Raw genomic sequence first — 23,163 nt, 5'->3', positions numbered from 1 at the left:
GTAACTCTTGGAATCCTGTGGGCGGGCCATGATAAGCAAGCTGAGTCTAGAGGCCAAATCGCAAATCGCTGGACGAATGTTTCACAATGTTCCCGGTATGGTTGAGAACTAACTAAGTGCTGCCTTTGCGGTCTAGAATCCGCCTACTTCTTTCGAGGAAATCACTTCGTGAAATTGCTCCTTGCCGCGTTCGCCCTCGTTCTTCCTGTTGTGGCTGCCCAGCCCGTCCTGGCCGCCGAACCGACCCTTTACGGTCGCTACGAATACATCCAGTTGCCGGAGATCGGCGAAACCTTCAAGGCCAAGATGGACACCGGCGCGCTGACCGCCTCGCTGTCGGCCCGAGACATCGAGACCTTCACCCGCGATGGCGACGATTGGGTGCGCTTCCGCCTCGGCGGCAAGGACGCTTCCAACAAAGTCTACGAACACAAAGTCTCGCGCATCAGCAAAATCAAGAGCCGCGCCGACGAAGACGATGACAAGGACGAGGCCACCGTGGCCAAGCGCCCGGTGATCGACCTCGAAATGTGCCTGGGCAACGTCAAGCGCACCGTTGAGGTCAACCTCACCGACCGCAGCAGCTTCAACTATCCGCTGCTGATCGGCGCCAAGGCCCTGCGTGAATTCGGCGCAGCGGTGAACCCGGCGCGTCGTTACACTGCCGACAAACCGGACTGCTGACGGACCCACATGCCGCATATCCTGATTGTCGAAGACGAAGCGGCGATAGCCGACACGCTGATTTTCGCCCTGCAAGGCGAGGGCTTCACCACCACCTGGCTGAGCCTTGGCCAGGAGGCGCTGGCCCATCAGCGCCAGTCGCCCGCTGACTTGATCATCCTCGACATCGGCCTGCCGGACATCAGCGGCTTTGAAACCTGCAAGCAATTGCGCCGTTTCAGTGAAGTGCCGGTGATGTTTCTCAGCGCCCGTGACGGCGAGATTGATCGGGTGGTGGGCCTGGAGATCGGTGCTGACGATTATGTGGTCAAGCCGTTCAGCCCACGGGAAGTGGCTGCGCGGGTGCGGGCCATCCTCAAGCGCGTCAGTCCAGGCGCCGCGCCTGCCGTGTTCCAGGTTGACCTGGAACGCATGCAAATCCATTACCGCGGTCAGCCCCTGAGCCTGACGCGTCATGAGTTTCGCTTGCTGCAAAGCCTGCTTGAGCAACCCGAGCGCGTGTTCAGCCGCGAGCAATTGCTCGACGCGGTGGGCGTGCCCGCCGACGCTGGCTACGAACGCAATATCGACAGCCATATCAAAAGCCTGCGCAGCAAACTGCGAAGCGTGGCCGCCGACGCCGAGCCGATCCAGACCCACCGTGGCCTGGGTTACAGCTATAGCCCGAGCCATAGCTGATGCGCCTGGGGCTGCGGATTTTTCTGGTGTACGCGCTGTTTATCGGCCTGACCGGCTATTTTGTGCTCAACACCGTGATGAAAGAGATCCGCCCTGGCGTGCGCCAGTCCACCGAAGAAACCCTGGTGGACACGGCCAACCTGCTGGCCGAAATCCTGCGGCTGGACGTGAAGAACGGCACCCTCGGCCAAAGCCACTGGCCGGAGCTGCTCAAGGCGTACGGCAGCCGCCAGCCGGGCGCGACGATCTGGGGCCTGCCGAAAAACCAGGTCAACCACCGCATCTACGTGACGGACGCCAAGGGCATTGTGTTGCTCGACTCCACGGGCGAGGCGGTCGGCCAGGACTATTCCAAATGGAACGACGTGTACCTGACCCTGCGCGGCGAATATGGCGCGCGGTCGACCCGTAATGAGCTAAATGACCCTAACTCGTCGGTGATGCACGTGGGCGCGCCGATCCGCGACAACGGCCAGATCATCGGCGTGGTCACCGTGGCCAAGCCCAACAGCTCGTTGCAGCCCTATGTCGACCGTACCGAGCACCGCCTGCTGTGGTACGGCGCCGGGTTGGTGATCCTCGGCCTGCTGCTTGGCGCACTGTTGTCGTGGTGGCTGAGCGTGGCGCTGCATCGGCTGACGGCGTATGCCCAGGCTGTGAGCGAAGGTCGGCGCGCCGAGTTGCCGCATTACCGCGGCGGCGAGCTCAAGCAGCTGTCCACCGCCGTTGAGCACATGCGCACACAGCTGGAGGGCAAGGCCTATGTCGAGCGTTACGTGCACACCCTGACCCACGAACTGAAAAGCCCGCTGGCGGCAATTCGTGGCGCGGCGGAGCTGTTGCAGGGCGACATGAGCCGTGAGCAACAGCAGCGCTTCGTCGGCAATATCGACAGTGAAAGCGCGCGCTTGCAACAGTTGATCGAGCGCCTGCTGAACCTGGCCCAAGTGGAGCAGCGCCAAGGTTTGGAAGAGCAAGTCAGCATGCCGTTGGCGACCCTGGTCGACGAGGTGCTCAAGGCTCAATGCGCGCGCATTGAAGGTGCCGGCTTGCAGGTCGAACAGGCGATTAGCGCGGATGTGAAGGTATTTGGCGAGCCGTTCCTGCTGCGCCAGGCCTTGGGTAATCTGCTCGATAACGCCCTGGACTTCACGCCGCCCGGTGGCACGTTGAGGTTCAGCGCACGCACGCAGCACAACGACGTGCAGGTCAGCCTGTTCAACCAGGCTGCGGCCATTCCCGACTACGCCTTGCCGCGCCTGAGTGAGCGTTTCTACTCGCTGCCACGCCCGGCGAGCGGGCGCAAAAGCACCGGCCTGGGCCTTAACTTTGTTGAAGAAGTGATGAAGCTGCACGGCGGCGCGTTGCAGATCGGCAATGTGCAGGGCGGGGTGCAAGTGGTGCTGCATCTCCACACAGTCTCCACATTGCCCACATAAATCTCCCATCTGCGCGGTTCACGCTCTGCCCATCAAAACAGGGAGAGCCCCATGAACCGCAGCCTGCTTTTCAAACTTGGCGCGATTGCGCTACTGATTCTGCTGTTGCTGATTCCGTTGCTGATGATCAACGGCATCATTGCTGACCGCCAATACGCCCGCGACAGCGTGCTGATGGATATCGCCCGTAGCTCCAGTTACAGCCAGCACCTCAACGGGCCGGTGATGGTGGTGCCTTATCGCAAGACCGTGCGCGAGTGGAAACTCAATGAAAAGCTCAATAAACGCTACGAGGAAACCCGTGAAGAGCGCGGTCGTCTGTATTTCCTGCCGGACCGTTTTGAACTCGATGGCAAGGTGCAAACCGAGCTGCGGTCGCGGGGTATTTACCAGGCGCGACTGTTCCATGCCGACAGCCGCATCAGCGGGCGTTTCGAGCTGCCTGCGCAGCTGGGCATCACGCAAGACTTTGCCGATTACCGCTTTGATCCAGCGTTTCTGGCGGTGGGCATCAGCGATATTCGCGGCATTGAAAACGCACTGAAACTGGAACTGGGCGACCAACGCCTGGCGTTCTCGCCGGGCACTCAAGTGGACTGGCTGGGGGAGGGCGTGCACGTGGCATTGCCGGAACAGGACAGCAAGAAACCGGCCGTGCTGGACTTCGCTTTTGACCTGCGCCTGCAAGGCACCGAACAACTGCAAGTGGTGCCGGTGGGCAAGGTCAGTGAGGTCTCGCTCGCATCGAACTGGCCCCACCCAAGCTTCATCGGCAACTTCCTGCCGGCTCAACGGGCCGTCACCGATAAAGGCTTTACGGCCAACTGGCAGACCACATTTTTCTCTACCAACCTGGAGCAAGCCCTGCAAACCTGCCTGGACGGGCGAAGCTGTGATGGCTTCAGCAACCGCAGCTTTGGCGTGAACTTCATTGACCCGGTGGACCAGTACCTCAAGAGCGACCGCGCGATCAAATACGCGCTGCTGTTTATCGCCCTGACGTTTGCCGGCTTCTTCCTGTTCGAAGTGCTCAAGAGCCTGGCGGTGCACCCGATTCAATACGCGCTGGTGGGCGTTGCCCTGGCGTTCTTTTACCTGCTGTTGTTGTCGTTGTCCGAACACATCGGCTTTGGCCCGGCGTACCTGTTGTCGGCGAGCGCCTGTGTGTTGTTGATCGGCTTCTACGTATGCCATGTGCTGCGCAGCATTGCCCATGGGCTGGGCTTTTCGGCGGGGCTGGCGGCGCTGTATGGCCTGTTGTACGGGCTGCTCAGTGCCGAGGATTACGCGCTGCTGATGGGCTCGCTGTTGCTGTTCGGGCTATTGGGCACAGTGATGGTGCTGACGCGCAAACTCGATTGGTATGGCGTGGGCAAGCGCAAGGTGGCCGAGCCGCTGCAGTTTGACCTGGAGGCCGTGCAATGATCGGGTTACGGGAAGATCAGCAGGTAAAGACGCAATTGGTGGCGAGGATTAACCTGCTGTTCCCTGTTGTCGTTGTGGCGAGCGGGCTTGCCCCGCGTTGGGCTGCGCAGCAGCCCCAGAACCCATCACAGAGGAGTGCCTGATGGACCGCATTCTGATTGATTGGGGCGGCTTCGCCACCCAACGCGGGGCAAGCCCGCTCGCCACGACAAGCCCGCTGGCCACACAAAGCGGGCTCACTGCACAGGGTCAGATCGGCGGCTGGGTCTGCAGCATCGACGGCCGCTGGCTGACCTTGGCGTACCAATCGGCAAGCTGGGGATTCGCAGCGCGCCATTGCAGGTCTGGGTGGCGGAAGTCGAGGTAGCCCAAGGCGCAGGCCACGCTGATCGACGCAATGTCGAAGTGGCTGGCCAACTCGGCAATCGCATTGGCTTCCAACTCCGCGAGGGTGCGACGGATCTTGTTGCGCTGCTCATCCAGCCATTGGTCCCAGTGCTTTTCTGCCGGGCGCATGGCGGTTTCGTAACGCACCAGCACGGCGGCGTCCATGATGCCGTCGGCCATTGAGGCCAGGGTCAGGCGTCGCCAGCGCGCCGAGCCGTCGCGAGGGATCAGCGGGTTGCCGACATGCTGGTGGTCGAGGTAATCGAGGATCACCCGGCTGTCGTGCAGGGCGCTGCCGTCGGCCAGGCGCAGGGCCGGGATCTTGCCCACGGGGTTTTCGTGCACCAGCTGCGCGTCCGGGTTGACCGGTGTCGGCATGCAGCCTTGCAGGGCCACGCGGTCCTGCTGGCCGGTTTCGATCAGCAGCACGCGGACTTTACGAACAAAGGGTGAGGCAGGGTTGTGGAACAAGGTCATGCTGGGCGTGGACATGGGCATTCCTCGAAATGGGCAGTGGCTAGCCTAGAGGGTTGCGCGGTGGCTGGCGAGGGGGCTTTGGGTGTTTTTGAGGGCCTCATCGCAGGCACGCCAGCTCCCACAGGGGCAATGCATTTCAAGGTGGGAGCTGGCTTGCCAGCGATAGCGCCCTCAGCCGCGCCGCTTGAATAACGCCCAAACACCAATGACTGCAGGAATCCCCAAACCGACCCAGCTCAATGAGTCCCACAGCCCATCGCCGAGCAACGCGGCAAACAACCCGGCCGCGCTGAGCACGCCAATTCCCAGCGGAATGCCAAACACCTTCCAGAAGTTCGACTGCCGCGGCTTCATACCCTGGCCGCCTTGCGCCGCACGATCCACAGGTAAACGCCGCTGCCCAGCACGATGATGGTCAGCACATCGAGCACTGCCCAGAGAACCTTCATCGGCATGCCGCCGTAGTCACCAAAGTGCAATGGCTGCGACATGCCCATGGCGTCCATGTACCACGGCCGCTCAGCGATAGCGGTGACGGCCAGGGTGCTGGCGTCGATCAGCACCGGCGTGAGCAGGTGCGAGGTCAGGTGCGTGCTGCCCTTCATGAACACCGCGTAATGGTGCTCACTGGAAAAACGCGTGCCGGGGAAGGCGATAAAGTCCGGCTCCATGCCGGGCGCGGCCTTGGCGGCAATGCTCAGCAGCTCGGTGGCTGGCGCGCGTTGGGTCAGTGGCGGCGCGTTTTTGTAGGGTTCGATCATCGCGCTGAGGCTGTCCTGGCGCCAGGCGGCGATGATCAGGTCGGCGCAGGCGCTGATCACACCGGTCACGCCCACCACCAGCGCCCAGGTCAGCGTGACCACGCCGATCAGGTTGTGCAGGTCGAGCCAACGCAAGCGCGTGGACTTGTCCTGGCGCACGGTGGCGAACTTCAAGCGGCGCATGAACGGCAGGTACAGCACCGTGCCCGAGACAATCGCCAGCACAAACAAAAGGCCCATGAAGGCCAGCAGCAACTTGCCCGGCAGGCCGGCGAACATGTCCACATGCAGGCGCAGCAGGAACAGCGTCAGCCCGCCATTGGCCGCTGGGGTTTCGACGGCTTCACCGGTGCGGGCATCAAGCATGAAAGTGTGCGACGAGTTGGGTTCGGTGCCGGCCGTGGCGGCCATGATTGCGATCACGCCGTTCTTGTCGTCTTCGTCCCACGCCAGGTATTGCATCGCCTCACCCGGGCGATGCGCCTGGGCTTTGGCCACCAGTTGCTCAAGGTTCAGTTGCGGGGTATCGGCGGGCATCTGCGCCAGTTCAGGCTCATTGCCCAGCAGGTGATCGATCTCATGGTGAAACACCAACGGCAGGCCGGTGAGGGCGAGCAGCAGCAGGAAGACTGTGCAGATCAGGCTGGTCCAGGTGTGGATGAAGGACCAGCGGCGGATGGTTTTGCTTTTCATTTTCTAGCCTTCAGACACACCGAAGCCGCCCCGGGGGACGGCCTGGTTATTAGCTCAGCCAATTACCACTGGTAGGTAGCGCTGGCGACTACGCTGCGCTGGTCACCGAAGTAGCAGTAGTTGCCGTCGCAGGTGGAAAGGTAGTCTTTGTTGAACAGGTTGGTGGCGTTCAATTTAACCGATGCGCCTTTCAGGCTGTTATCCAGACGGCCCAGATCGTAATGCACCGAACCATCGAACACGGTGTAGGCGTTGGCCTTGCCTAACCAGGTATTTGCCTGGTCGCCATAGGTGTTGCCAGTGTAGCGGGCACCAAAACCGATACCGAAACCGTCAAGTACGCCGCTGTGCCAGGTGTAGTCAGTCCACAGCGAGGCTTGCTGGTTTGGCATCAATGTCAGGCGGTTGCCTTTGTAGATGCCTTTTTGCACCTCGGATTTTGCCAGGGTGTAGGCGGCGATGACCTTGAGGTTCTCGTTCACGTCAGACACGGCTTCAAGTTCCAGGCCCTTGACCTTCACTTCGCCGGTCTGGCTGTTGATTTGCTGGCCGCCTGAGCCGAGGGTGGTCACCTGCACGTTCTTCTGGGTCAGGTCATAGACCGCCGCGCTCAGCAACGTGTTGGAGCCGGGCGGCTGGTACTTCACCCCCATTTCCCACTGTTTGCCTTCGGTCGGTTTGAACGTCTTGAGCGCATTGGTATCTGCGTTGCTCGCCGGCTGGAACGACTCGGCGTAAGACAGGTACGGTACGAAACCCGAATCGAACACATAGCTCAGCGCCGCGTTGCCACTGAAGTGTTTGATGCGGTCGGTGTTGGTCGCATCGTTGTCGTTGAAGTAGGTGGTGCCTTGATGCACCCAGTCTTCACGCCCGCCCAGGGTCAGGCGCCACTTGTCCAGAGCCATCTGGTCCTGCACGTAGAGGCCGGTTTGCACGGTTTTCTGGTTGTAGTCGTAAAACGGTCGGACATCCGTCGGGCGCAGCGTCGGCTGGGTGTTGATCGGGTTGAAGATGTTGATACCCGACGCTGTACCGTATATCGCGCGGTAAGAGGTATCGGTACGCTGGTGATCCAGGCCCAGTAGCAGCGTGTGGGTAATGTCGCCCGTTGCGAAGTCAGCCTGGAAGTTGTTGTCGAGCGCCAACTGGCCGATGCTTTCGTCAACGTTGGTGGTCGACCGGCTGATATTGCCCGCCGCATCGGCCGGGGAGTAGGCAAAGGAACCCACGGTCAGTTGCTGGAAATCCAGCTCCGACTTGGTGTAACGCAGGTTCTGCTTGAACTGCCAGGTGTCGTTGAAACGGTGCTCGAACGCATAGCCCAGTGCGTAGTAGGTACGGTCGTAGAACTCGTAGTCCGGATCGCCGAGGTTCTTGTGGTGGGAAACGTCGCCCAGCGGCGATTTGATCTTGGTGCCCTGGATCGGCATGAACTGGCTGGTGGTGCCGGTATCGTCGCGGGTGAACTGCGAGAGCAGGGTCAGTTTGGTGTCGGTATCAATATTCCAGGTCAGGCTCGGCGCGATGTTGTAGCGCTTGTTGTCGATGTGATCGACCTGGGTGCCGGCATCGCGTACCACGCCGCTGACGCCGTACAGGAACTGGCCTTCATCATCGATTTTGCCGGTGCTGTCGAAGTTGATCTGGCGGTAGTTGTCACTGCCGTATTGCAACTGGATAGCATGGCTCGATTCCTCGCTGGGACGGCGGCTGACCATGTCCAGCAGGCCGCCCGGTGGTGTCTGGCCATAGATCGACGAGGCGGGGCCACGCAGCAGAGCGAGACGGTCAAGGTTCCAGGTTTCGGCTTTTGGGTTGGCGTACACGCCGCGCGGCAATGGCAGGCCGTCGAGGAATTGCGTCGGTTCGAATCCGCGCACGCGCATCCAGTCGTAACGGGTGTCGCTGCCGTAGCTGGACGATACGATGCCAGGCATGTATTTGACGGCATCATCGAGGTTCTGGACGTTGCGGTCCTGCATCTGCTCGCGGGTCGCAACAGAGATCGAGCGTGGTGCTTCAACCAGTGCGGTGTCGGTCTTGGTGCCGGCCGCAGTGCGCGTCGCCAGGTAGCCAGTCACCGGGCCCCATGCACTTTCAGTGTTGCCTTGAGCAATGATGCTGGTCTCAGCCAACGCCACAACGCCTTCCGGAATCGCCACCAGCGTAAACGTGCCCGCGCTGCTTTGCTCCAGTTGCAGCCCGGTGCCACGCAACGCCTCTCGCAGCGCGCCCTGCGCATCGAACTGGCCTTTGACCGGTGCTGAGGTCTTGCCCGACGCCAATGCTGGGTTGAGGGTCAGCGCAAGGCCGGCCTGGCTGGCGATCTGGTTGAGCGTGCTGGCCAACGGCGCAGCCGGCAGGTTGTAGGCGCGCACGCTGGAAGCCTGTTCGGCGGCGATCAGCGTGGTGCTCGCCAGCGGGGCGCTGAGGGCAATGGCCACGGCTAACAGGCTGGGGCGCAACAAGGTGTCTAGCGTGCGGGACATAGGGCGGCTCCTGAATGGAAACATTTCTCAATTGCCTAGGTGCCGGACGAGAATCAAAAAGTGATAGGGCCAAGCGAAAATAAATCTGCGAATGTGCGCAACTGTTCGTACGGCATGGCCCTCAAGGCTCAGGGTGCCTGGGTTTTTCAGCCGACCGCCCACTGCAGTTTGTCGGCCAGGGCGTCGGGGTAGTGATCGGTCTGGGTGATTGCCGCGCGTGTGGCTGCGCCATGACCGAAGGCCTCGATCAACACGTCAACCTGTGTGGCCAGCAAGTCGCTCAGCGAATCAATCCGTGCCTCAAGGGCGCGGTAGCGGGCGATGTCCATAAGGCCCTCGCTGATGAACCAGGCAGCATGCTTGTTCAGGTAGTCCAACACGTAGAGGCCGCACAGCGCGTTGCCCAGTTCCTTGGCCAACCCTCGGGGCAGCAAGCTGCCGGCGCGGATTGCGCTTTGGATGGCAAGGCGCTGGGCGTAGGCCTCTCCTGCGCGGGCAACGACCATCAACTGCGCGTTCCAGACCTGCATGTCGTCCTCTCCCTCGCCACGGTGCCGGGCAACATGGTCGGCCACCTGCTTGAGCAAACGGTACTCCAGGGTGTGAGCCATGGCTTGCCAGTATTCGGTGTCATCCAGCCCCGCCTGGGGGTTGGGCGGTGTGGGTTCACTCAAGGGTTGGCCGATCAGTACCTTGGCGGCGTCCAGCAGGATCATGCGGTTATTGCCACCGGCGTCCTGGTAGATTTTGGCCATGCCTTCGTAGTCGGCGAAGCGATTGAGGTTGAGCGCACCGGCTACCCCGCAGCGCAACCGACACTCTGTCGCCAGCGCCTCGGCGGCGGGTGCACACAGCGCCTTGGTCAGCGCCAGGGTTTGGCTGATGGCGGCCCACGGTGTCCACGTCACGTCGCCTGTGCCGGTGGTGTGCAGTGACGCCTGACTGGCCGTGCCTTTAATCCACAGGCGGGCGGAGTCGTTGGCAAAGCACTTCATGACATATGCCGTGGCCAGGCAACCGAACAGCGCGCGGCGTTGGGTACGAAAAGCCAACAGGCCGGTGCCGTTGCCGATCCGCGCCTGGGTCGTGCGTCGGTTGGCATGGGTCAGGGCCAGGGTTGAACAGGCAAGCATCACCGAACTCAAGCCGACGCCGACCATCGCCCACACATTCTTGGGCGCAAACAGTGAGCGAATCAGGCGACGGTCCGTACTGCCCAGCGGGTCGTGGAACTGATTGGACGCGTCGATCGAAGCGCCATCGCGCAGCCACGCGTCGAAGGGCAGGCGCACGTTGTCAAAACTCGCCAGGCCGTAATCCAGCGGCACTGCGCGAATTTCCGCCGGTGACGACATGGAAACTCCCGGGCGCGGGCCGTTGGTGTCACTCAATGGCAGCATGAACGCGAATACGCCACAGGGCTGGCCCTGAACGATCACTTGGGCAAACACCACGCCCAGCTTGTCCAGGTTGCTGATCCCGACGTTGGCAAATTTAAGCGCGGCCTTGTTCGGTGTGTTGAGCATGAAGGTGCGCGTGTCGGCGTCGAATACGGCCTCGACACACGCGCCCATGTGGGAGTTGCTGCGACCTATCTCGGTCAGCGCGTAAACCCCCAGACTCTCACCGGCCTCCAGCTTGCGTCGCCACTGGGTGGCGCTCGGGTGATCCTGCTCGAACGCCAGCAGCGTACCGATACACAACCCCTGCTGAATCACGCAGCCCATGAACAGCGAGGGATCATTGAGCGCCGCGTGGGTGGCCTCGGCCATCAACAACTGCGGCTGCGCAAAGCCATGGATACCGTCGGGCAGCTGGCGCATCAGGTGCTGCAGGCGTTGGTAGGTGTGCCGATGACCCTCATGAAAACTCTGGTTGGCGCGAGGATGGAGTTCGGGGTCGCTGAAAATCTTCGCCATCTGCGCGTGAACTTCGGCATCGACTGGCCCGTTGGCCAGCTGGCGCAAGGCAACCACGGCCTTGTGTGCTTCGGGCGCATTGACCAGCAAATGGCGCAGGGTTTCGATAGGTTGCGCCAGCGGCGCGTAGGTCTGTGCAGGGTGCAGGCTTTTGCGTATGCACACCGACAGGCCGCTGTTCACCCCAAGGTCGATAAACACAGTGTGTTTGTCCGTCGGCAGTTGCGCCAACGTGTGGGGCAGGTTGGTGGGTTGCGTGACGCCCAGGGTAAACATGTGATGCAAATCGTCCTCGGGTTCGTAGCGACGCCCCAGCACGGTTGAGTAGATCGGTGTTTTGAAGGGTTTGGGTGCCAGCGGCTGCAGGTTTTCGTGAAGTCGCCGGGCGACTTCCGTGTGAGGCGGATAGTGCGACGCGTAAGCGATCGAGACCGGGCGCAAGGGGGGCGCGCTGTCATCGTGGTGAGCAAGCAGGTGCTCCAGGTCTGCGGTCTCGCCGCTGATGATGCATTGGGCTGGCGCGTTGACGGAGCCCAGCACCAGATTCGACTCGGGGTAGCGGTCCAGCAGCGCTTGCGTGTCCTGCGCTGAAAGGTTGACCAGCAACATGCTGCCTCGCCCCTCCTCGCTGCGGTAGGCGGCGTTGAGGGCGCATACCGCGCGGGCACCCTGGGCAATGTCGAGCACGCCACCACACACCCGGGCAGCAATTTCGCCGAAGCTTTGCGCAACAATCAGGGAGGGAACAATGCCCGTTGCCTGCAGCAACTGGTTAAGCACCACCGCAGCGCCATACAGCGCCAGTTGCGCCACACCCGAAGGCAGCGGCAGGGCGTGATCGCGGGTCAACAGAACCTGGGTGATCAACCCCGGATGGGGATCAGGTTCGTGCGCCGCCGCCTCGGTTTCGATGATTGCCAGAATCGTGTCAATTCGGTCCCTGGTTTCGGGCACATGCTGATACAGCTCTGCCAGAGCGCCGCACGGATCGCTCCCTTGGCCAGGAAAGGCGAAGACATAGTTCTGACTGTAGATGTTGAGTTGGGTTGACATGGGTCCATCCTCGTTAGCCGAACAGGATCGCTTCACCAGCAGGGTGCTGGAAAAAACGAAGGCTCATTGGATGGCAAAAAAAAGGGCGACGTACCTGTGAGAAATGACAGTTTTTTGTAACGTTTCGAGATAGGTTCGATTCAATTATTGCTAACCGAACCGCCTTGCGCCGGCCTTGCGACCACCTGGGTCCACCACGGTGTGTGCTGCTCGATCTGTACCGGCAGCGTCGGCAGCAGCGCGTTCAGCGCCAGCGTCGTGTCGTGCAGCGGGAAGCTGCCGGTGATGCGCAGATCGGCCACAGTTTTATCCACACCCAGATAGCCGCTGCGGTAGCGGCTGAGTTCCTCGACCACATCGCCCAGGCGGGCGTTGTCGACCACCAGCATGCCGCGCGTCCAGGCGTCGGCGGCGGCAGAGACGGCACGCGCAGGGTCGAGGCTGTCGCTGCGCATCAGCACTTGCTGGCCTTCTTTGAAGATCTGTTCCTTGTGCAGCTCCTGGGGCTGGGCAGCCACGGCGGACTGCAGCACGCTCAGGCGTGTGGCGTGGTCTTCGCGCTTGACGATAAACCGCGTCCCCAGCGCTCGCAGGCTGCCATCGCGGGTTTGTACATAAAACGGGCGTGCATCGTTGTGGCCGGTTTCGACCAGAATTTCGCCTTCCTGCAACACGATCAGCCGGCGTTTTTCGTCGAAACGCACGTCGATGGCCGTGTGGGTATTGAGGTTGATCAGCGTGCCGTCCGCCAGTTTCAGCGTGCGTTGCTCGCCCGTGGCGGTGCGTTGGTCGGCCAGCCAATAATGGATCGGCACGTAACGCTCACCGGCAAACAAGGCCAGGGCGCAGAGCAGCGCGATGCTTGCCACGCCGCGTCCAAGCTTGCGCACGCGCTGGCGAATGCCTTCGCGCGACTGCAGCAGCGCCGCGCGCGCGGGCCCTGAGGCCACGCTGAAGCGCTGGTCGAGCATGCCCAGCTGGCGCCAGGCGCGCGCATGTTCTTCATCGCTGGCCAGCCATTTGGCGAATTCTTCCTGTGCAACGAAGCTGCCGTCACCTGAGTCCAGCGACAGTTGCCACGCAATCGCGGCATCCAACACGCGCGCCGAGACCGGCTTGGCGCTGACCACGCTCACAGCGGCTCGCCATACAGTGCGATGTAACACTGGCGAATGCCTTGGGCCAGGTACTGGCGCACGCGGGGCACCGACACGCCAAGACGCTGCGCAATGTCGGCGTGGCCCAGGCCGTCGAGGCGGTTATAGAGGAAGGCGGCGCGGGCCTTGCTCGACAGTTTGCCGAGCAAGCGGTCGATGGCCTTGAGGTCTTCGAGGATCAGTTGCTGCTCTTCCGGCGACGGGTGTTCGCTTTCCGGGATCAGCATCAGTTCAGTGAGGTAGGCCTGTTCCAGGGCCGCGCGCCGGAAGTAGTCGAACAGCAGCCCCTTGGCGATAGCCACCAGAAACGCCCGTGGCTCACGGGGTTCGCGCAACTCGTCACGGCCCAGCAGGCGCATGAACGTGTCCTGGCTCAGGTCTTCGGCGCGGCTCGGGCAGGCCACGTTGCGCCGCAGCCACGCCAACAGCCAGCCACGATGGTCGCGATACAACGCGCCAACAAGCTCAGTGTGTGGGGTCTGGACCGACGACAAGGCATCACCGAATAAACAAGGGGTTTAAACTAACGAGAATTATTCGCGATTGTGTCAGAGGCAAGGAACGCGCGCAATTGGCGTCTGTCGGGCGGTGCTATTAAAACGATGGCGCTTGTTTGCGCCGTTTCCATTGGCTCACGCGCGTTTGAAGCGCCTGCGGGGAGTCGATGTGCTGCGCACGCGCACGGCTCAACAGGATGAGCATCAACTCTGCCGTGGCCAGGGCGTCGGCGCTGGCGTGATGGCGCTCACCGACCTGCAGCATGAAGTGGTTGATCCAGTCGTCCAGCCCGGCTTCACGGATATTCGCGTCGGGGCACAGCAGCGGGGCGATGTCGGCGACGTCGAGGAACGGGTGCGCCAGGCGATAGCCCAGGCTGTCCTTGAGCGCGCGGCTCAGCATGTGTTGATCGAAAGGGGCATGGAACGCCAGCAGCGGGCTGTCGCCAACAAACGCCATAAAGTCCAGCAGCGCTTCGACCGGGTCGGTGCCGGCGGCAATGGCGCTGGGCCCCAGGCCGTGAATCAGCACGCTGGGGCTGAGCTTCGTTTCGGCACGGTGCAAGGTGCGCTCGAACATTTGCGAAAAATCCACCGCACCGTCCTCAATCACCACCGCGCCAATGGACAGCACGTGGTCGCGGTTGAGGTTCAGGCCGCTGGTTTCCAGGTCGACCACTACCCAGCGCTGGTTGCGCAAGGCGCCATCCCCCAGCACGGCAGGTGCGGGCAGCTGCGCCAGGCGCCTCTGCTGAGTCGCGTCGAGCCCGGGCTTTTTCGCACGCAACCAGCTGAACAAACTCACAGTTGGTACCGAAAGGTCAGGCTGCTTTGCAGGCGCTGCGCCTGACGCAGGGATTCACGCAGGATGCGCCGGTCCAGGTGGTTGAGGCTGTCGGGGTCGACGCGGTTGGAATACGGCTGGTTCTCGCGGGTTTGCAGTTGGTGCTGCTGCATGCGGGTTTGCTGGATGAAGTGGTAGGCCTCTTCGTACGCGGCGCCGTCCAATCGCTCGATGACTTCTTTGTCCACCAACTGGCGCAGCCGCTCCAGGGTGTTGTTGGCGTGGATGCCGTTGGCCAGGGCCAGCAGGCGCGCGCCATCGACAAAGGGCGTAAGGCCCTGCACCTTGAGGTCGAGGGTGGCCTTTTCGCCGCCTTTGCGCGTCAGCACAAAGTCGCGGAAACGCCCCACCGGCGGGCGCTGACGCAAGGCGTTTTCGGCCAGCATGCGTTGGAACAGCCGGTTGTCCGCGACTTGATCGAGAATGCCCTGGCGCAGTTGCTCGCAGCCCTGTTCATCGCCCCACACCACGCGCAAATCGAAATAGATGCTCGACCCCAGCAGGTTCTCTGGCGTGGCCTCACGGATAAACGCCCCGAAGCGCCGCGCCCATTCGGCCCGCGACAGGCAAAGTTCAGGGTTACCGGCCATGATGTTGCCCTTGCACAGGCTGAAGCCGCACAACGCCAGGCTCTGGTTGATCTGCTGTGCCAAGGGCAACAAGCGGCCGCGAATCTCGGCGGCTTCGGCGGCATCCTTGGCGTCGAACAGGATGCCGTTGTCCTGGTCGGTATACAGCGTCTGCTCGCGGCGGCCCTCGCTGCCAAAACACAACCAACTGAACGGCACGCCGGGGTCGCCCTTGTCGGCCAGGGTCAGTTCGATCACTCGGCACACGGTGTGATCGTTGAGCAGCGTAATAATGTGGGTGATCTGGGTGGACGACGCGCCATGGGCGAGCATGCGTTCGACCAATTGGCCGATCTCACCGCGAATCGCCACCAGGTTTTCCACGCGTGGTGCATTGCGGATGGTGCGCGCCAGGTGCACCAGGTCCACCCGCTGCAGGGAAAACAGGTCGCGCTCGGAGACCACGCCACACAGGCGCTGGTCTTTGACCAGGCACACATGGGCGATGTGCCGTTCGGTCATGGCAATCGCGGCGTCGAAGGCGCTGTGGTCCGGGCTCAAATAGAACGGCGCCTGGGTCATATGGCATTCGATGACCTGATTGAAGTCACTGATGCCATCGGCCACTACCTGACGCAGGTCGCGCAAGGTGAAAATCCCCAGAGGCGCCTTGTGTGCGTCGACGATCACGATGCTGCCCACTTGCTGCTCATGCATCAGTGTGACCGCCTCGCGCAGCGGCGTGCTCGGGCTGCAAGTGACCGGATGGCGCATGGCCAATTCGCCCAGACGCGTGTTTAACGAATATTGAGTGCCGAGGGTTTCCACGGCTTTTTGCTGCACCTGCTGGTTCACTTGGTCCAGCAGGCTGCTGACGCCGCGCAGGGCGAAGTCGCGAAACGGGCTCGAAAGCGCGAACAGCTTTATAAAGGCCGGCTTGTTCAGTTGCAGGCAGAAGGTGTCTTCGGCGGCCTTGTGCTCGGTGCGGGTCGCGCGTTCGCCCAGCAGCGCAGCGAGGGGGAAACACTCGCCGGTGGTGATTTCGAAGGTGGTTTGCGTCGCCTCTTGATTGAGCAGCGGGCGCTCGCCGACCACGCGGCCTTGCTTGACGATGAAAAAGTGCTCCACCGGCCCGCCCGACGGCTTGAGGATGCTGTCGCCTTGGCCGTAGAAGCGCAGTTGGCACTGTTCGACCAGATACGCCAGGTGTGCGCTTTCCATCTGGTTGAACGGGGGAAAGCGTTGCAGGAATTGCAGGGTGCCGTGGATGTTCTGCAACACGGCGGTTTTTCCCGCCTGCGTGAAAGCATCAGCTTTACTCATAACAGTGACCGCAGTTTCTTGTCGTTATCGTCCTTTATGGTCGGCCCCCGTGCCCTGGGTGCCCATTGGACGTAAGTCTAGGTAGCGGTCAAATCATTGGCGACTAGGGAAAAACCTTACATGGCTACCGTGCAAACCCCGTAGAACGCCCACTAGTCAAACTTTCCGACGAAGTGCACATTGTTCGCCCTTCCGCAGATGTCTGACGAGTGTGCTGGGAGATTGATGAAAACTGCTGAGAAACGTATGCCCGACCACGATATTTTGAGTGATGCAGAGCGCGAGGCACTGAGCGCTGTGATGCTGGAGCCTGATTTACCGCCACAACGTGTGTTGATCGTCGACGACGACAAAGATGCACGCGAATTGCTGGCGGAGATTCTGGGCCTGGACGGCATTCGCTGCATGACCGCCGACAGTGGAGAGGCGGCGTGGGACTTGTTGAGCTCCAGCAGCTCCATCGGTTTGCTGATTACCGACCTGCGCATGGCGCCGAGCAATGGCCTGGAATTGATTCGCCAAGTGCGCAGCTCTCCTCGGGCGGCGCTACCGATCATCATCATGTCCGGGGACGCTGAAGCGCCGGATGTCATCGATGCAATGCACTTGAGTGTGGTGGACTTTTTGCTCAAGCCTATCGACAGCGTGAAGTTGGCGAAGATGGTCAAGCGCGAGTTGGGAATGGCGCAGTAACTTCCACTGGTCGGTATCAGATAAGCACTGTCAATTCTGACAGTAGGCAAGCAATAGGTGGGGCTGTTTACTGGATGAGTGCGCGGCGGTCGGGAATGGTCGCCCCCTTCACTCACCACCAGGAGTCAGTCATGAAAATCGCTGGCAAGATTAAAGCGGACATTTTCCACAACGGTAAGCTTTTACGCACCACCAGCTCCACGAGCGTTTCGGGTGACAGTAATCACTTTCAAAGTACAGATTCTGCGACCCGTACTTCAGTCTCGATGTCATTTGTTCCCGCCATCGAGGATGGCACCACGACGTACAAGTTCGAAGAGGCTGATTCCAGATTCGGATGCAGCATGGGCGATATGCTTCTGCCTGTTGCCGGAACGGTCGAAGTGACGTCCGCCAACTCAACCGACAACTTAAAGTATTCGTTCAGTGGGAAGTTTAACGATGGAAGGCGCGACCTGGAGATCAAGGGGACGGCTGAGTTGAACTACCTCTATCCGTGACTTGATTGCTCTTGCAGGATCAGTCCCTGATCTTTTGATCAGGGACGTCTCCATTCGCTAGTTACACACCCATTTTGGCTTTGAACTCACGGCGCCGACGGTGCAACACCGGCTCGGTGTAACCATTGGGTTGCTTGGTCCCTTCAATCACCAACTCCACCGCTGCCTGGAACGCGATGTTGCTGTCGAAATCCGGCGCCAAGGGGCGATACAGCGCATCCCCCGCATTTTGACGGTCTACCACCGGCGCCATGCGCTTGAGGCTTTCCATCACTTGGGCTTCGTTGACGATGCCATGGCGCAGCCAGTTGGCGATGTGCTGGCTGGAGATGCGCAGGGTGGCGCGGTCTTCCATCAGGCCGACGTCATTGATGTCTGGCACTTTCGAGCAGCCGACGCCTTGATCGATCCAGCGCACGACATAACCAAGGATGCCTTGGGCATTGTTGTCCAGCTCGTTGCGGATTTCTTCGTCGGACCAATCGGTGTTGCTGGCCAGAGGAATGGTCAGGATATCGTCCACCGACGCGCGCTCGCGTTTGGCCAGTTCGGCCTGACGCGCGAACACATCAACCTTGTGGTAATGCAGCGCGTGCAGTGCAGCCGCCGTGGGCGAAGGTACCCAAGCGGTGTTGGCGCCGGCCAGTGGGTGAGCGATTTTCTGTTCAAGCATCGCCGCCATCAGGTCGGGCATCGCCCACATGCCTTTGCCGATCTGCGCACGCCCTTGCAGGCCGGTGCTCAGGCCGATATCGACGTTCCAGTTCTCGTAGGCGCCGATCCATTTCTCGGCCTTCATGGCCGCCTTGCGCACCATCGCGCCGGCCTCCATGGAGGTGTGGATTTCGTCGCCGGTGCGGTCGAGGAAGCCGGTGTTGATAAACACCACACGCTCGCTGGCAGCCTTGATGCAGGCCTTGAGGTTGACCGTGGTGCGGCGCTCCTCGTCCATGATCCCGACTTTGAGCGTGTTGCGCGGCAGGTTCAGCACGTCTTCGATACGGCCAAACAGCTCGTTGGTGAACGCAGCTTCTTCCGGGCCATGCATTTTCGGTTTAACGATGTACACGGAGCCGGTGCGGCTGTTCTTGCGGCTGCTGGTGCCGTTGAGGCTGTGGATTGCCGCCAGGCTGGTGAGCAGACCGTCGAGAATGCCTTCCGGTACTTCGTTGCCGTCTTTGTCGAGGATCGCGTCGATGGTCATCAAGTGGCCAACGTTGCGCACGAACAGCAGCGAACGGCCGTGCAAGGTCACGTCCTGGCCATCCACGCCGGTGTAGACGCGGTCGGGGTTCATGGTACGGGTGAAGGTTTTACCGCCCTTGGCCACTTCTTCGGCCAGGTCGCCCTTCATCAGGCCGAGCCAGTTGCGGTAGATCACCACTTTGTCATCGGCATCGACGGCGGCGACGGAGTCTTCGCAGTCCATGATGGTGGTCAGCGCGGCTTCCATCAGCACGTCTTTGACGCCGGCCGCATCGGTCTGGCCGACAGGCGTGCTGGCGTCGATCTGGATCTCGAAATGCAAGCCGTTGTGTTTCAGCAAAATGGCGATCGGCTGGTCCGCCGGCCCCTGGAAACCGATCAGTTGCGCATCGTCGCGCAGGCCGCTGTTGCTGCCGCCTTTGAGGCTGACGATGAGCTTGCCATCAGCGATCTTGTAGCCGGTGGAATCGACATGGCTGCCGGCGCTGAGCGGCGCGGCTTCGTCGAGGAAAGCACGGGCGAAGGCAATCACCTTGTCGCCGCGCACTTTGTTGTAGCCCTTACCCTTCTCGGCGCCGTCGGCTTCGCTGATGGCGTCGGTCCCATACAGCGCGTCATACAGCGAGCCCCAACGCGCGTTGGATGCGTTGAGGGCGAAACGGGCGTTCATCACCGGCACAACCAGCTGAGGGCCGGCCATGCGGGCGATTTCGTCATCGACGTTTTGGGTCGAGGCCTGGAAGTCTGCGGCTTCTGGCAGCAGGTATCCGATGTCTTGCAGGAAGGCTTTGTAGGCCACCGGGTCGTGGGCCTGGCCGGCGTGGGTCTGGTGCCAGGTATCGATCCGCGCCTGGAAATCGTCGCGTTTGGCGAGTAGGGCTTTGTTCTTCGGTGCCAGGTCGTGAATGACCTTGTCGGCGCCGGCCCAGAACTGGTCGGCAGTGATGCCGGTACCGGGAATGGCTTCGTTGTTCACGAAGTCGAACAGGACTTTGGCGACCTGCAGGCCACCGACTTGAACGTGTTCAGTCATTGCTTGCCTCACTCTGCGGAGCTTATGCGCTTTTCAGCTTTTCAATTTACCAATGAAGCCTCTGGCCATTTAAACCACGAACCCGATCCCCCAGTACATGCCGTTAAGGCGGCTGGGCTGGCGGGTTGTCGCGATACGTTGGTGCCTTGGCAGACATCGACCTAACGTTATGTAGTGCGCGGTTTTGCATACTACATGATGAGTTGCGGTTGTGAAAATTTGACTAAATACGTCGTTTAGCGACCCACTTTGGTCGTGCGGTCACAGTGGGGTATTGGATGTTCTCAAAAAACTATCAGATTGTTCCAGATAAATATAAAAATGGTACACGATTTGTTTTCGAGGGCGCCTGCGTCCACCTTGTAGATTGAATTCAGAGGGCTTCGCCATGGACCATCTTGTACTCACTATTATTGCCGCCGACAAACCCGGCCTGGTTGAACGCATTGCGCAGAATATTGCCGCCCACGATGGCAACTGGCTGGAGAGCCGAATGGCGCACATGGCCGGGCAGTTTGCCGGGATCCTGCGGGTCAGTGTTCCCGCCGAAAGTCGTCAGGGTTTGGTGAACGCGCTGGAGGACTTATCCACACACGGCATTCGCGTGCTGGTGGGTGAGGGCAGTTCAGGGCAGACCGCGGCGTCCAAGGCGATCCTGATGACGCTGGTGGGCAACGACCGTTCGGGCATCGTGCGCGAGATCACGGCGCTGTTGAGCAAGCAGGGGGTGAACCTTGAAAGCCTGAGCACGGATGTGCGCCCGGCGCCCATGAGCGGTGATCCGTTGTTTACCGCCGAGGCATTGCTGCAGGTGCCGACAGCGTTATCCCTGGATACCTTGCAACTGTCCCTGGAAACCCTGGCGGATGACTTGATGGTGGAGTTGCACCACGAAGAATAACGGCCCACAGGGTTATGCATGGAAATCTTGCATGGGCCTGTGGATAACCTGTAGAGACCCGGCGCCAGGCCACGCCGGCCGGGCTTCTTCTCGAGTTGAGCAAAAAACGAGCAGTTTCAAGGGCTTGTGCACAAATGGCGGGGATCAGGTTGTGGATAACCTTGGGGTGGATGTCTGCAAGCCAGGCCCGCTGTGGCTTGCAGAGGTTTGTACGTTATTTGATCAGCGTTTGCGGAGGGTCAGCCAGGCGTCCAGGCTGTAGACCACCAGGCCGGCCCAGATAAACGCGAACGCGATCAGCGTGCTGGTGGCCAAGTGTTCGCCGAACAGGAACACCGCTTCCAACAGCACCAGGGTGGGCGCCACATACTGCAAAAAACCCAGGGCGGTGTAGGGCAAATGCCGCGCAGCAGCGTTGAAACACACCAGCGGGATCAGCGTGACCGGGCCGGCCGCCACCAGCCACCAGGCTTCGGAAGTGCCCCAAAATTCAAGCTGTGCGCTGTGCGCCGACGGGTTGAACAGCAGCCAGGCGACAGCGATCGGCACCAGCATCCAGGTTTCCACCACCAACCCCGGTAGCGCCTTGACGGGCGCCTGCTTGCGGATCAGCCCGTAAAAGCCAAAGGTCAGCGCCAGCACCAGCGACACCCACGGCAAACTGCCCACCTGCCATACCTGCTGCGCCACACCCACCGCCGCCAGCCCGACGGCCATCCACTGCAAGCGCCGCAGGCGTTCGCCGAGAATCAGCATGCCCAGCAGCACATTCACCAGCGGGTTGATGTAATAACCCAGGCTCGCTTCGAGCATGCGCCCGCTGTTGACCGACCACACATACGTCAGCCAGTTGGCGGCAATCAACGCACCGCTCAGTGCCAGAATCGCCAGGCGCTTGGGGTTATCGCGCAGTTCACGAAACCAGCCCGGGTGTTTCCACACCATCAACAGCAAACCGCCAAACAGCGCCGACCACAGCACGCGGTGCACGATGATTTCGGCGGCGGGAACGCTGGCGATGGCTTTGAAATAGATCGGGAACAGGCCCCAGATGACATAGGCGCTCAGGCCCAGGATGTAACCCTTGCGGGGGTTGGCGGGTTGCATTGCAGAATCCTTGCATAGGCAGCTGACAAAGGCGCAATTGTAAGGATTTTTGCCAGGCGATGGGGCGCTGCTTTTCTGTGGGAGCTGGCTTGCCTGCGATGGCATCACCTCAACGTGACTGATACACCGAGGTGCCTGCATCGCAGCGATGCCGCGACCCGACAAGCCAGCCCCCACAAGGCGTAGCGGCAGGGTCAGAACAGTTTCAGCGGTTCTTCATTGAGCGCCGACAGTTGTTCACGCAACGCCAACACCTGGTCGCCCCAATAGCGTTCGCTGCCGAACCACGGGAAGCTGTGAGGGAACGCCGGGTCATCCCAGCGCCGCGCCAGCCAGGCGCTGTAGTGCATCAGGCGCAAGGCGCGCAGGGGCTCGATCAAGGCCAGTTCGCGTGGGTCGAAGTCGTGAAACTCCTGATAGCCGTCCATCAATTCCGATAGCTGGCCCAGGCATTCCTGACGGTCGCCGGCGAGCATCATCCACAAATCCTGTACGGCCGGGCCCATGCGGCAGTCATCCAGGTCGACGATATGGAACATCTCGTCGCGGCACATCATGTTGCCGGGGTGGCAGTCGCCGTGCATGCGGATGTTCTTGTGCGGCGTGGCTTTGTAGACCTCTTCCACGCGCTTGAGCAGGTCGCGGGCCACGGACTCGTAGGCTGGCAGCAGGCTTTTCGGAATGAAGTTGCCTTCCAGCAAGGTTGTGAGGGAGTCGTGACCGAAGTTCTTCACCCCCAACGCCTCACGGTGTTCGAACGGGCGGGTTGAGCCGACGGCGTGCAAACGGCCAAGCAGCTGACCCAGGCGATACAGCTGATCAAGATTGCCCGGCTCTGGCGCACGGCCACCGCGGCGCGGAAACAGGGTGAAGCGGAAACCCGCGTGTTCGAACAGGCTTTCGCCGTTGTGGATCAACGGGGCGACCACCGGTACTTCGCACTCGGCCAGTTCGAAGGTGAAACGGTGTTCTTCAAGGATCGCTTCGTTGGTCCAGCGCTGCGGCCGATAGAACTTGGCGATCAGCGGTTCAGAGTCCTCGATACCCACTTGGTAGACGCGGTTTTCGTAGCTGTTGAGCGCCAGAATGCGAGCATCGCTGAGGAAGCCGATACTTTCGACAGCGTCGAGAACCAGGTCGGGGGTGAGTGTTTCAAACGGATGGGCCATGCGAACTCCTGCGCGCAGCAGGGCGCCGCGTCCGGCCCGGTATGGTAACGCACACGGCGATAGATAGGTGGTGTCTGTACTGGCCTCATCGGGGGCAAGTCCCCTCCCACAGCAGACCGCGTTTAACCTGTAGGAACGCGGTCAAGTGTGGGAGGG

General features: G+C 61.1%; 19 protein-coding genes. 7 read left to right on the top strand and 12 right to left on the bottom strand.

Annotated elements, in window-relative coordinates:
- The first annotated feature begins 168 nt into the window (after nt 1-168).
- Genes NTD89_RS20630 through creD form a run of 4 tightly spaced genes read left to right on the top strand, consistent with a single transcriptional unit; the run spans nt 169 to nt 4,226 of the window.
- On the top strand, nt 169-684 hold the full coding sequence (locus NTD89_RS20630; RefSeq protein WP_145157525.1) for an ATP-dependent zinc protease: 516 nt from the start codon (nt 169-171) through the stop codon (nt 682-684).
- A 9-nt stretch (nt 685-693) separates the two neighbouring features.
- Nucleotides 694-1,362 carry a two-component system response regulator CreB gene (gene creB, locus NTD89_RS20625; RefSeq protein ID WP_242200680.1) on the top strand — a complete coding sequence of 223 codons (669 nt, stop codon included), beginning with the start codon at nt 694-696 and terminating at the stop codon, nt 1,360-1,362.
- Nucleotides 1,362-2,801, top strand: a complete 1,440-nt coding sequence (gene creC, locus NTD89_RS20620; protein ID WP_145157521.1) for a two-component system sensor histidine kinase CreC — start codon at nt 1,362-1,364, stop codon at nt 2,799-2,801. Before creB ends, creC begins: the two co-directional genes overlap by 1 nt.
- Nucleotides 2,802-2,852: 51 nt before the next feature.
- Entirely contained in the window at nt 2,853-4,226 is a 1,374-nt protein-coding gene (creD, locus tag NTD89_RS20615; RefSeq protein WP_262209386.1) for a cell envelope integrity protein CreD, read from the top strand.
- A gap of 249 nt (nt 4,227-4,475) precedes the next feature.
- On the opposite strand, the gene NTD89_RS20610 is transcribed toward creD, so the two are convergent.
- The 9 genes from NTD89_RS20610 to NTD89_RS20570 all read right to left on the bottom strand — a co-directional run bounded on the left by NTD89_RS20610 (nt 4,476) and on the right by NTD89_RS20570 (nt 16,398).
- On the bottom strand, nt 4,476-5,105 hold the full coding sequence (locus NTD89_RS20610) for a glutathione S-transferase (protein WP_145157517.1): 630 nt from the start codon (nt 5,103-5,105) through the stop codon (nt 4,476-4,478).
- 156 nt (nt 5,106-5,261) lie between these two features.
- Nucleotides 5,262-5,444 carry a hypothetical protein gene (locus NTD89_RS20605; protein WP_119737602.1) on the bottom strand — a complete coding sequence of 61 codons (183 nt, stop codon included), beginning with the start codon at nt 5,442-5,444 and terminating at the stop codon, nt 5,262-5,264.
- A complete protein-coding gene (locus NTD89_RS20600; RefSeq protein ID WP_262209374.1) occupies nt 5,441-6,544 on the bottom strand; it encodes a PepSY-associated TM helix domain-containing protein in 1,104 nt (367 codons plus the stop codon). The genes NTD89_RS20605 and NTD89_RS20600 overlap by 4 nt, the downstream gene beginning before the upstream one ends.
- 62 nt (nt 6,545-6,606) lie before the next feature.
- A complete protein-coding gene (locus NTD89_RS20595; protein ID WP_262209373.1) occupies nt 6,607-9,036 on the bottom strand; it encodes a TonB-dependent siderophore receptor in 2,430 nt (809 codons plus the stop codon).
- A 146-nt stretch (nt 9,037-9,182) separates the two neighbouring features.
- The gene (locus tag NTD89_RS20590) at nt 9,183-12,008 is read right to left on the bottom strand and encodes an acyltransferase domain-containing protein (RefSeq protein WP_262209372.1); all 2,826 of its coding nucleotides are present in this window, start codon (nt 12,006-12,008) and stop codon (nt 9,183-9,185) included.
- Nucleotides 12,009-12,148: 140 nt separating this feature from the next.
- Entirely contained in the window at nt 12,149-13,144 is a 996-nt protein-coding gene (locus tag NTD89_RS20585; RefSeq protein ID WP_262209370.1) for a FecR domain-containing protein, read from the bottom strand.
- The gene (locus tag NTD89_RS20580) at nt 13,141-13,659 is read right to left on the bottom strand and encodes an RNA polymerase sigma factor (RefSeq protein ID WP_124418608.1); all 519 of its coding nucleotides are present in this window, start codon (nt 13,657-13,659) and stop codon (nt 13,141-13,143) included. Before NTD89_RS20580 ends, NTD89_RS20585 begins: the two co-directional genes overlap by 4 nt.
- A 100-nt stretch (nt 13,660-13,759) precedes the next feature.
- A complete protein-coding gene (locus NTD89_RS20575; protein ID WP_262209368.1) occupies nt 13,760-14,467 on the bottom strand; it encodes a PolC-type DNA polymerase III in 708 nt (235 codons plus the stop codon).
- The gene (locus NTD89_RS20570; RefSeq protein ID WP_242200700.1) at nt 14,464-16,398 is read right to left on the bottom strand and encodes a putative nucleotidyltransferase substrate binding domain-containing protein; all 1,935 of its coding nucleotides are present in this window, start codon (nt 16,396-16,398) and stop codon (nt 14,464-14,466) included. The genes NTD89_RS20575 and NTD89_RS20570 overlap by 4 nt, the downstream gene beginning before the upstream one ends.
- Nucleotides 16,399-16,644: 246 nt before the next feature.
- Between NTD89_RS20570 and NTD89_RS20565 the strand changes: the two genes are divergently transcribed.
- Both NTD89_RS20565 and NTD89_RS20560 read left to right on the top strand, forming a co-directional pair.
- Complete coding sequence (locus tag NTD89_RS20565) at nt 16,645-17,091, top strand: response regulator (RefSeq protein WP_145157501.1); 447 nt, start codon at nt 16,645-16,647, stop codon at nt 17,089-17,091.
- Nucleotides 17,092-17,222: 131 nt separating this feature from the next.
- Nucleotides 17,223-17,591 carry a hypothetical protein gene (locus NTD89_RS20560; protein ID WP_242200702.1) on the top strand — a complete coding sequence of 123 codons (369 nt, stop codon included), beginning with the start codon at nt 17,223-17,225 and terminating at the stop codon, nt 17,589-17,591.
- Between the two features lie 61 nt (nt 17,592-17,652).
- On the opposite strand, the gene NTD89_RS20555 is transcribed toward NTD89_RS20560, so the two are convergent.
- A complete protein-coding gene (locus NTD89_RS20555; protein ID WP_106575559.1) occupies nt 17,653-19,830 on the bottom strand; it encodes a malate synthase G in 2,178 nt (725 codons plus the stop codon).
- Between the two features lie 388 nt (nt 19,831-20,218).
- Between NTD89_RS20555 and NTD89_RS20550 the strand changes: the two genes are divergently transcribed.
- A complete protein-coding gene (locus NTD89_RS20550) occupies nt 20,219-20,731 on the top strand; it encodes a glycine cleavage system protein R (RefSeq protein WP_145157496.1) in 513 nt (170 codons plus the stop codon).
- Nucleotides 20,732-20,953: 222 nt separating this feature from the next.
- Here NTD89_RS20550 and rarD read toward each other — a convergent pair whose 3' ends face one another.
- Both rarD and NTD89_RS20540 read right to left on the bottom strand, forming a co-directional pair.
- Nucleotides 20,954-21,838, bottom strand: a complete 885-nt coding sequence (rarD, locus tag NTD89_RS20545) for an EamA family transporter RarD (protein WP_145157495.1) — start codon at nt 21,836-21,838, stop codon at nt 20,954-20,956.
- 194 nt (nt 21,839-22,032) lie between these two features.
- The gene (locus NTD89_RS20540) at nt 22,033-23,007 is read right to left on the bottom strand and encodes a serine/threonine protein kinase (RefSeq protein WP_106575556.1); all 975 of its coding nucleotides are present in this window, start codon (nt 23,005-23,007) and stop codon (nt 22,033-22,035) included.
- Nucleotides 23,008-23,163 lie beyond the last annotated feature (156 nt).

It is taken from the genome of Pseudomonas sp. 14P_5.3_Bac1 (assembly GCF_025466135.1).
Classification (GTDB): domain Bacteria; phylum Pseudomonadota; class Gammaproteobacteria; order Pseudomonadales; family Pseudomonadaceae; genus Aquipseudomonas.
This window is presented reverse-complemented; position numbering and strand designations above follow the sequence as displayed.

Bases quoted from the DNA above. Each gene is read 5' to 3' on its own strand.
- NTD89_RS20610 (WP_145157517.1), bottom strand. From the start codon at position 5,105: ATGTCCACGCCCAGCATGACCTTGTTCCACAACCCTGCCTCACCCTTT.
- creC (WP_145157521.1), top strand. From the start codon at position 1,362: ATGCGCCTGGGGCTGCGGATTTTTCTGGTGTACGCGCTGTTTATCGGC.
- creB (WP_242200680.1), top strand. From the start codon at position 694: ATGCCGCATATCCTGATTGTCGAAGACGAAGCGGCGATAGCCGACACG.
- NTD89_RS20590 (WP_262209372.1), bottom strand. From the start codon at position 12,008: ATGTCAACCCAACTCAACATCTACAGTCAGAACTATGTCTTCGCCTTT.
- NTD89_RS20570 (WP_242200700.1), bottom strand. From the start codon at position 16,398: ATGAGTAAAGCTGATGCTTTCACGCAGGCGGGAAAAACCGCCGTGTTG.
- rarD (WP_145157495.1), bottom strand. From the start codon at position 21,838: ATGCAACCCGCCAACCCCCGCAAGGGTTACATCCTGGGCCTGAGCGCC.
- NTD89_RS20555 (WP_106575559.1), bottom strand. From the start codon at position 19,830: ATGACTGAACACGTTCAAGTCGGTGGCCTGCAGGTCGCCAAAGTCCTG.
- creD (WP_262209386.1), top strand. From the start codon at position 2,853: ATGAACCGCAGCCTGCTTTTCAAACTTGGCGCGATTGCGCTACTGATT.
- NTD89_RS20600 (WP_262209374.1), bottom strand. From the start codon at position 6,544: ATGAAAAGCAAAACCATCCGCCGCTGGTCCTTCATCCACACCTGGACC.
- NTD89_RS20605 (WP_119737602.1), bottom strand. From the start codon at position 5,444: ATGAAGCCGCGGCAGTCGAACTTCTGGAAGGTGTTTGGCATTCCGCTG.
- NTD89_RS20595 (WP_262209373.1), bottom strand. From the start codon at position 9,036: ATGTCCCGCACGCTAGACACCTTGTTGCGCCCCAGCCTGTTAGCCGTG.
- NTD89_RS20565 (WP_145157501.1), top strand. From the start codon at position 16,645: ATGCCCGACCACGATATTTTGAGTGATGCAGAGCGCGAGGCACTGAGC.
- NTD89_RS20540 (WP_106575556.1), bottom strand. From the start codon at position 23,007: ATGGCCCATCCGTTTGAAACACTCACCCCCGACCTGGTTCTCGACGCT.
- NTD89_RS20550 (WP_145157496.1), top strand. From the start codon at position 20,219: ATGGACCATCTTGTACTCACTATTATTGCCGCCGACAAACCCGGCCTG.
- NTD89_RS20560 (WP_242200702.1), top strand. From the start codon at position 17,223: ATGAAAATCGCTGGCAAGATTAAAGCGGACATTTTCCACAACGGTAAG.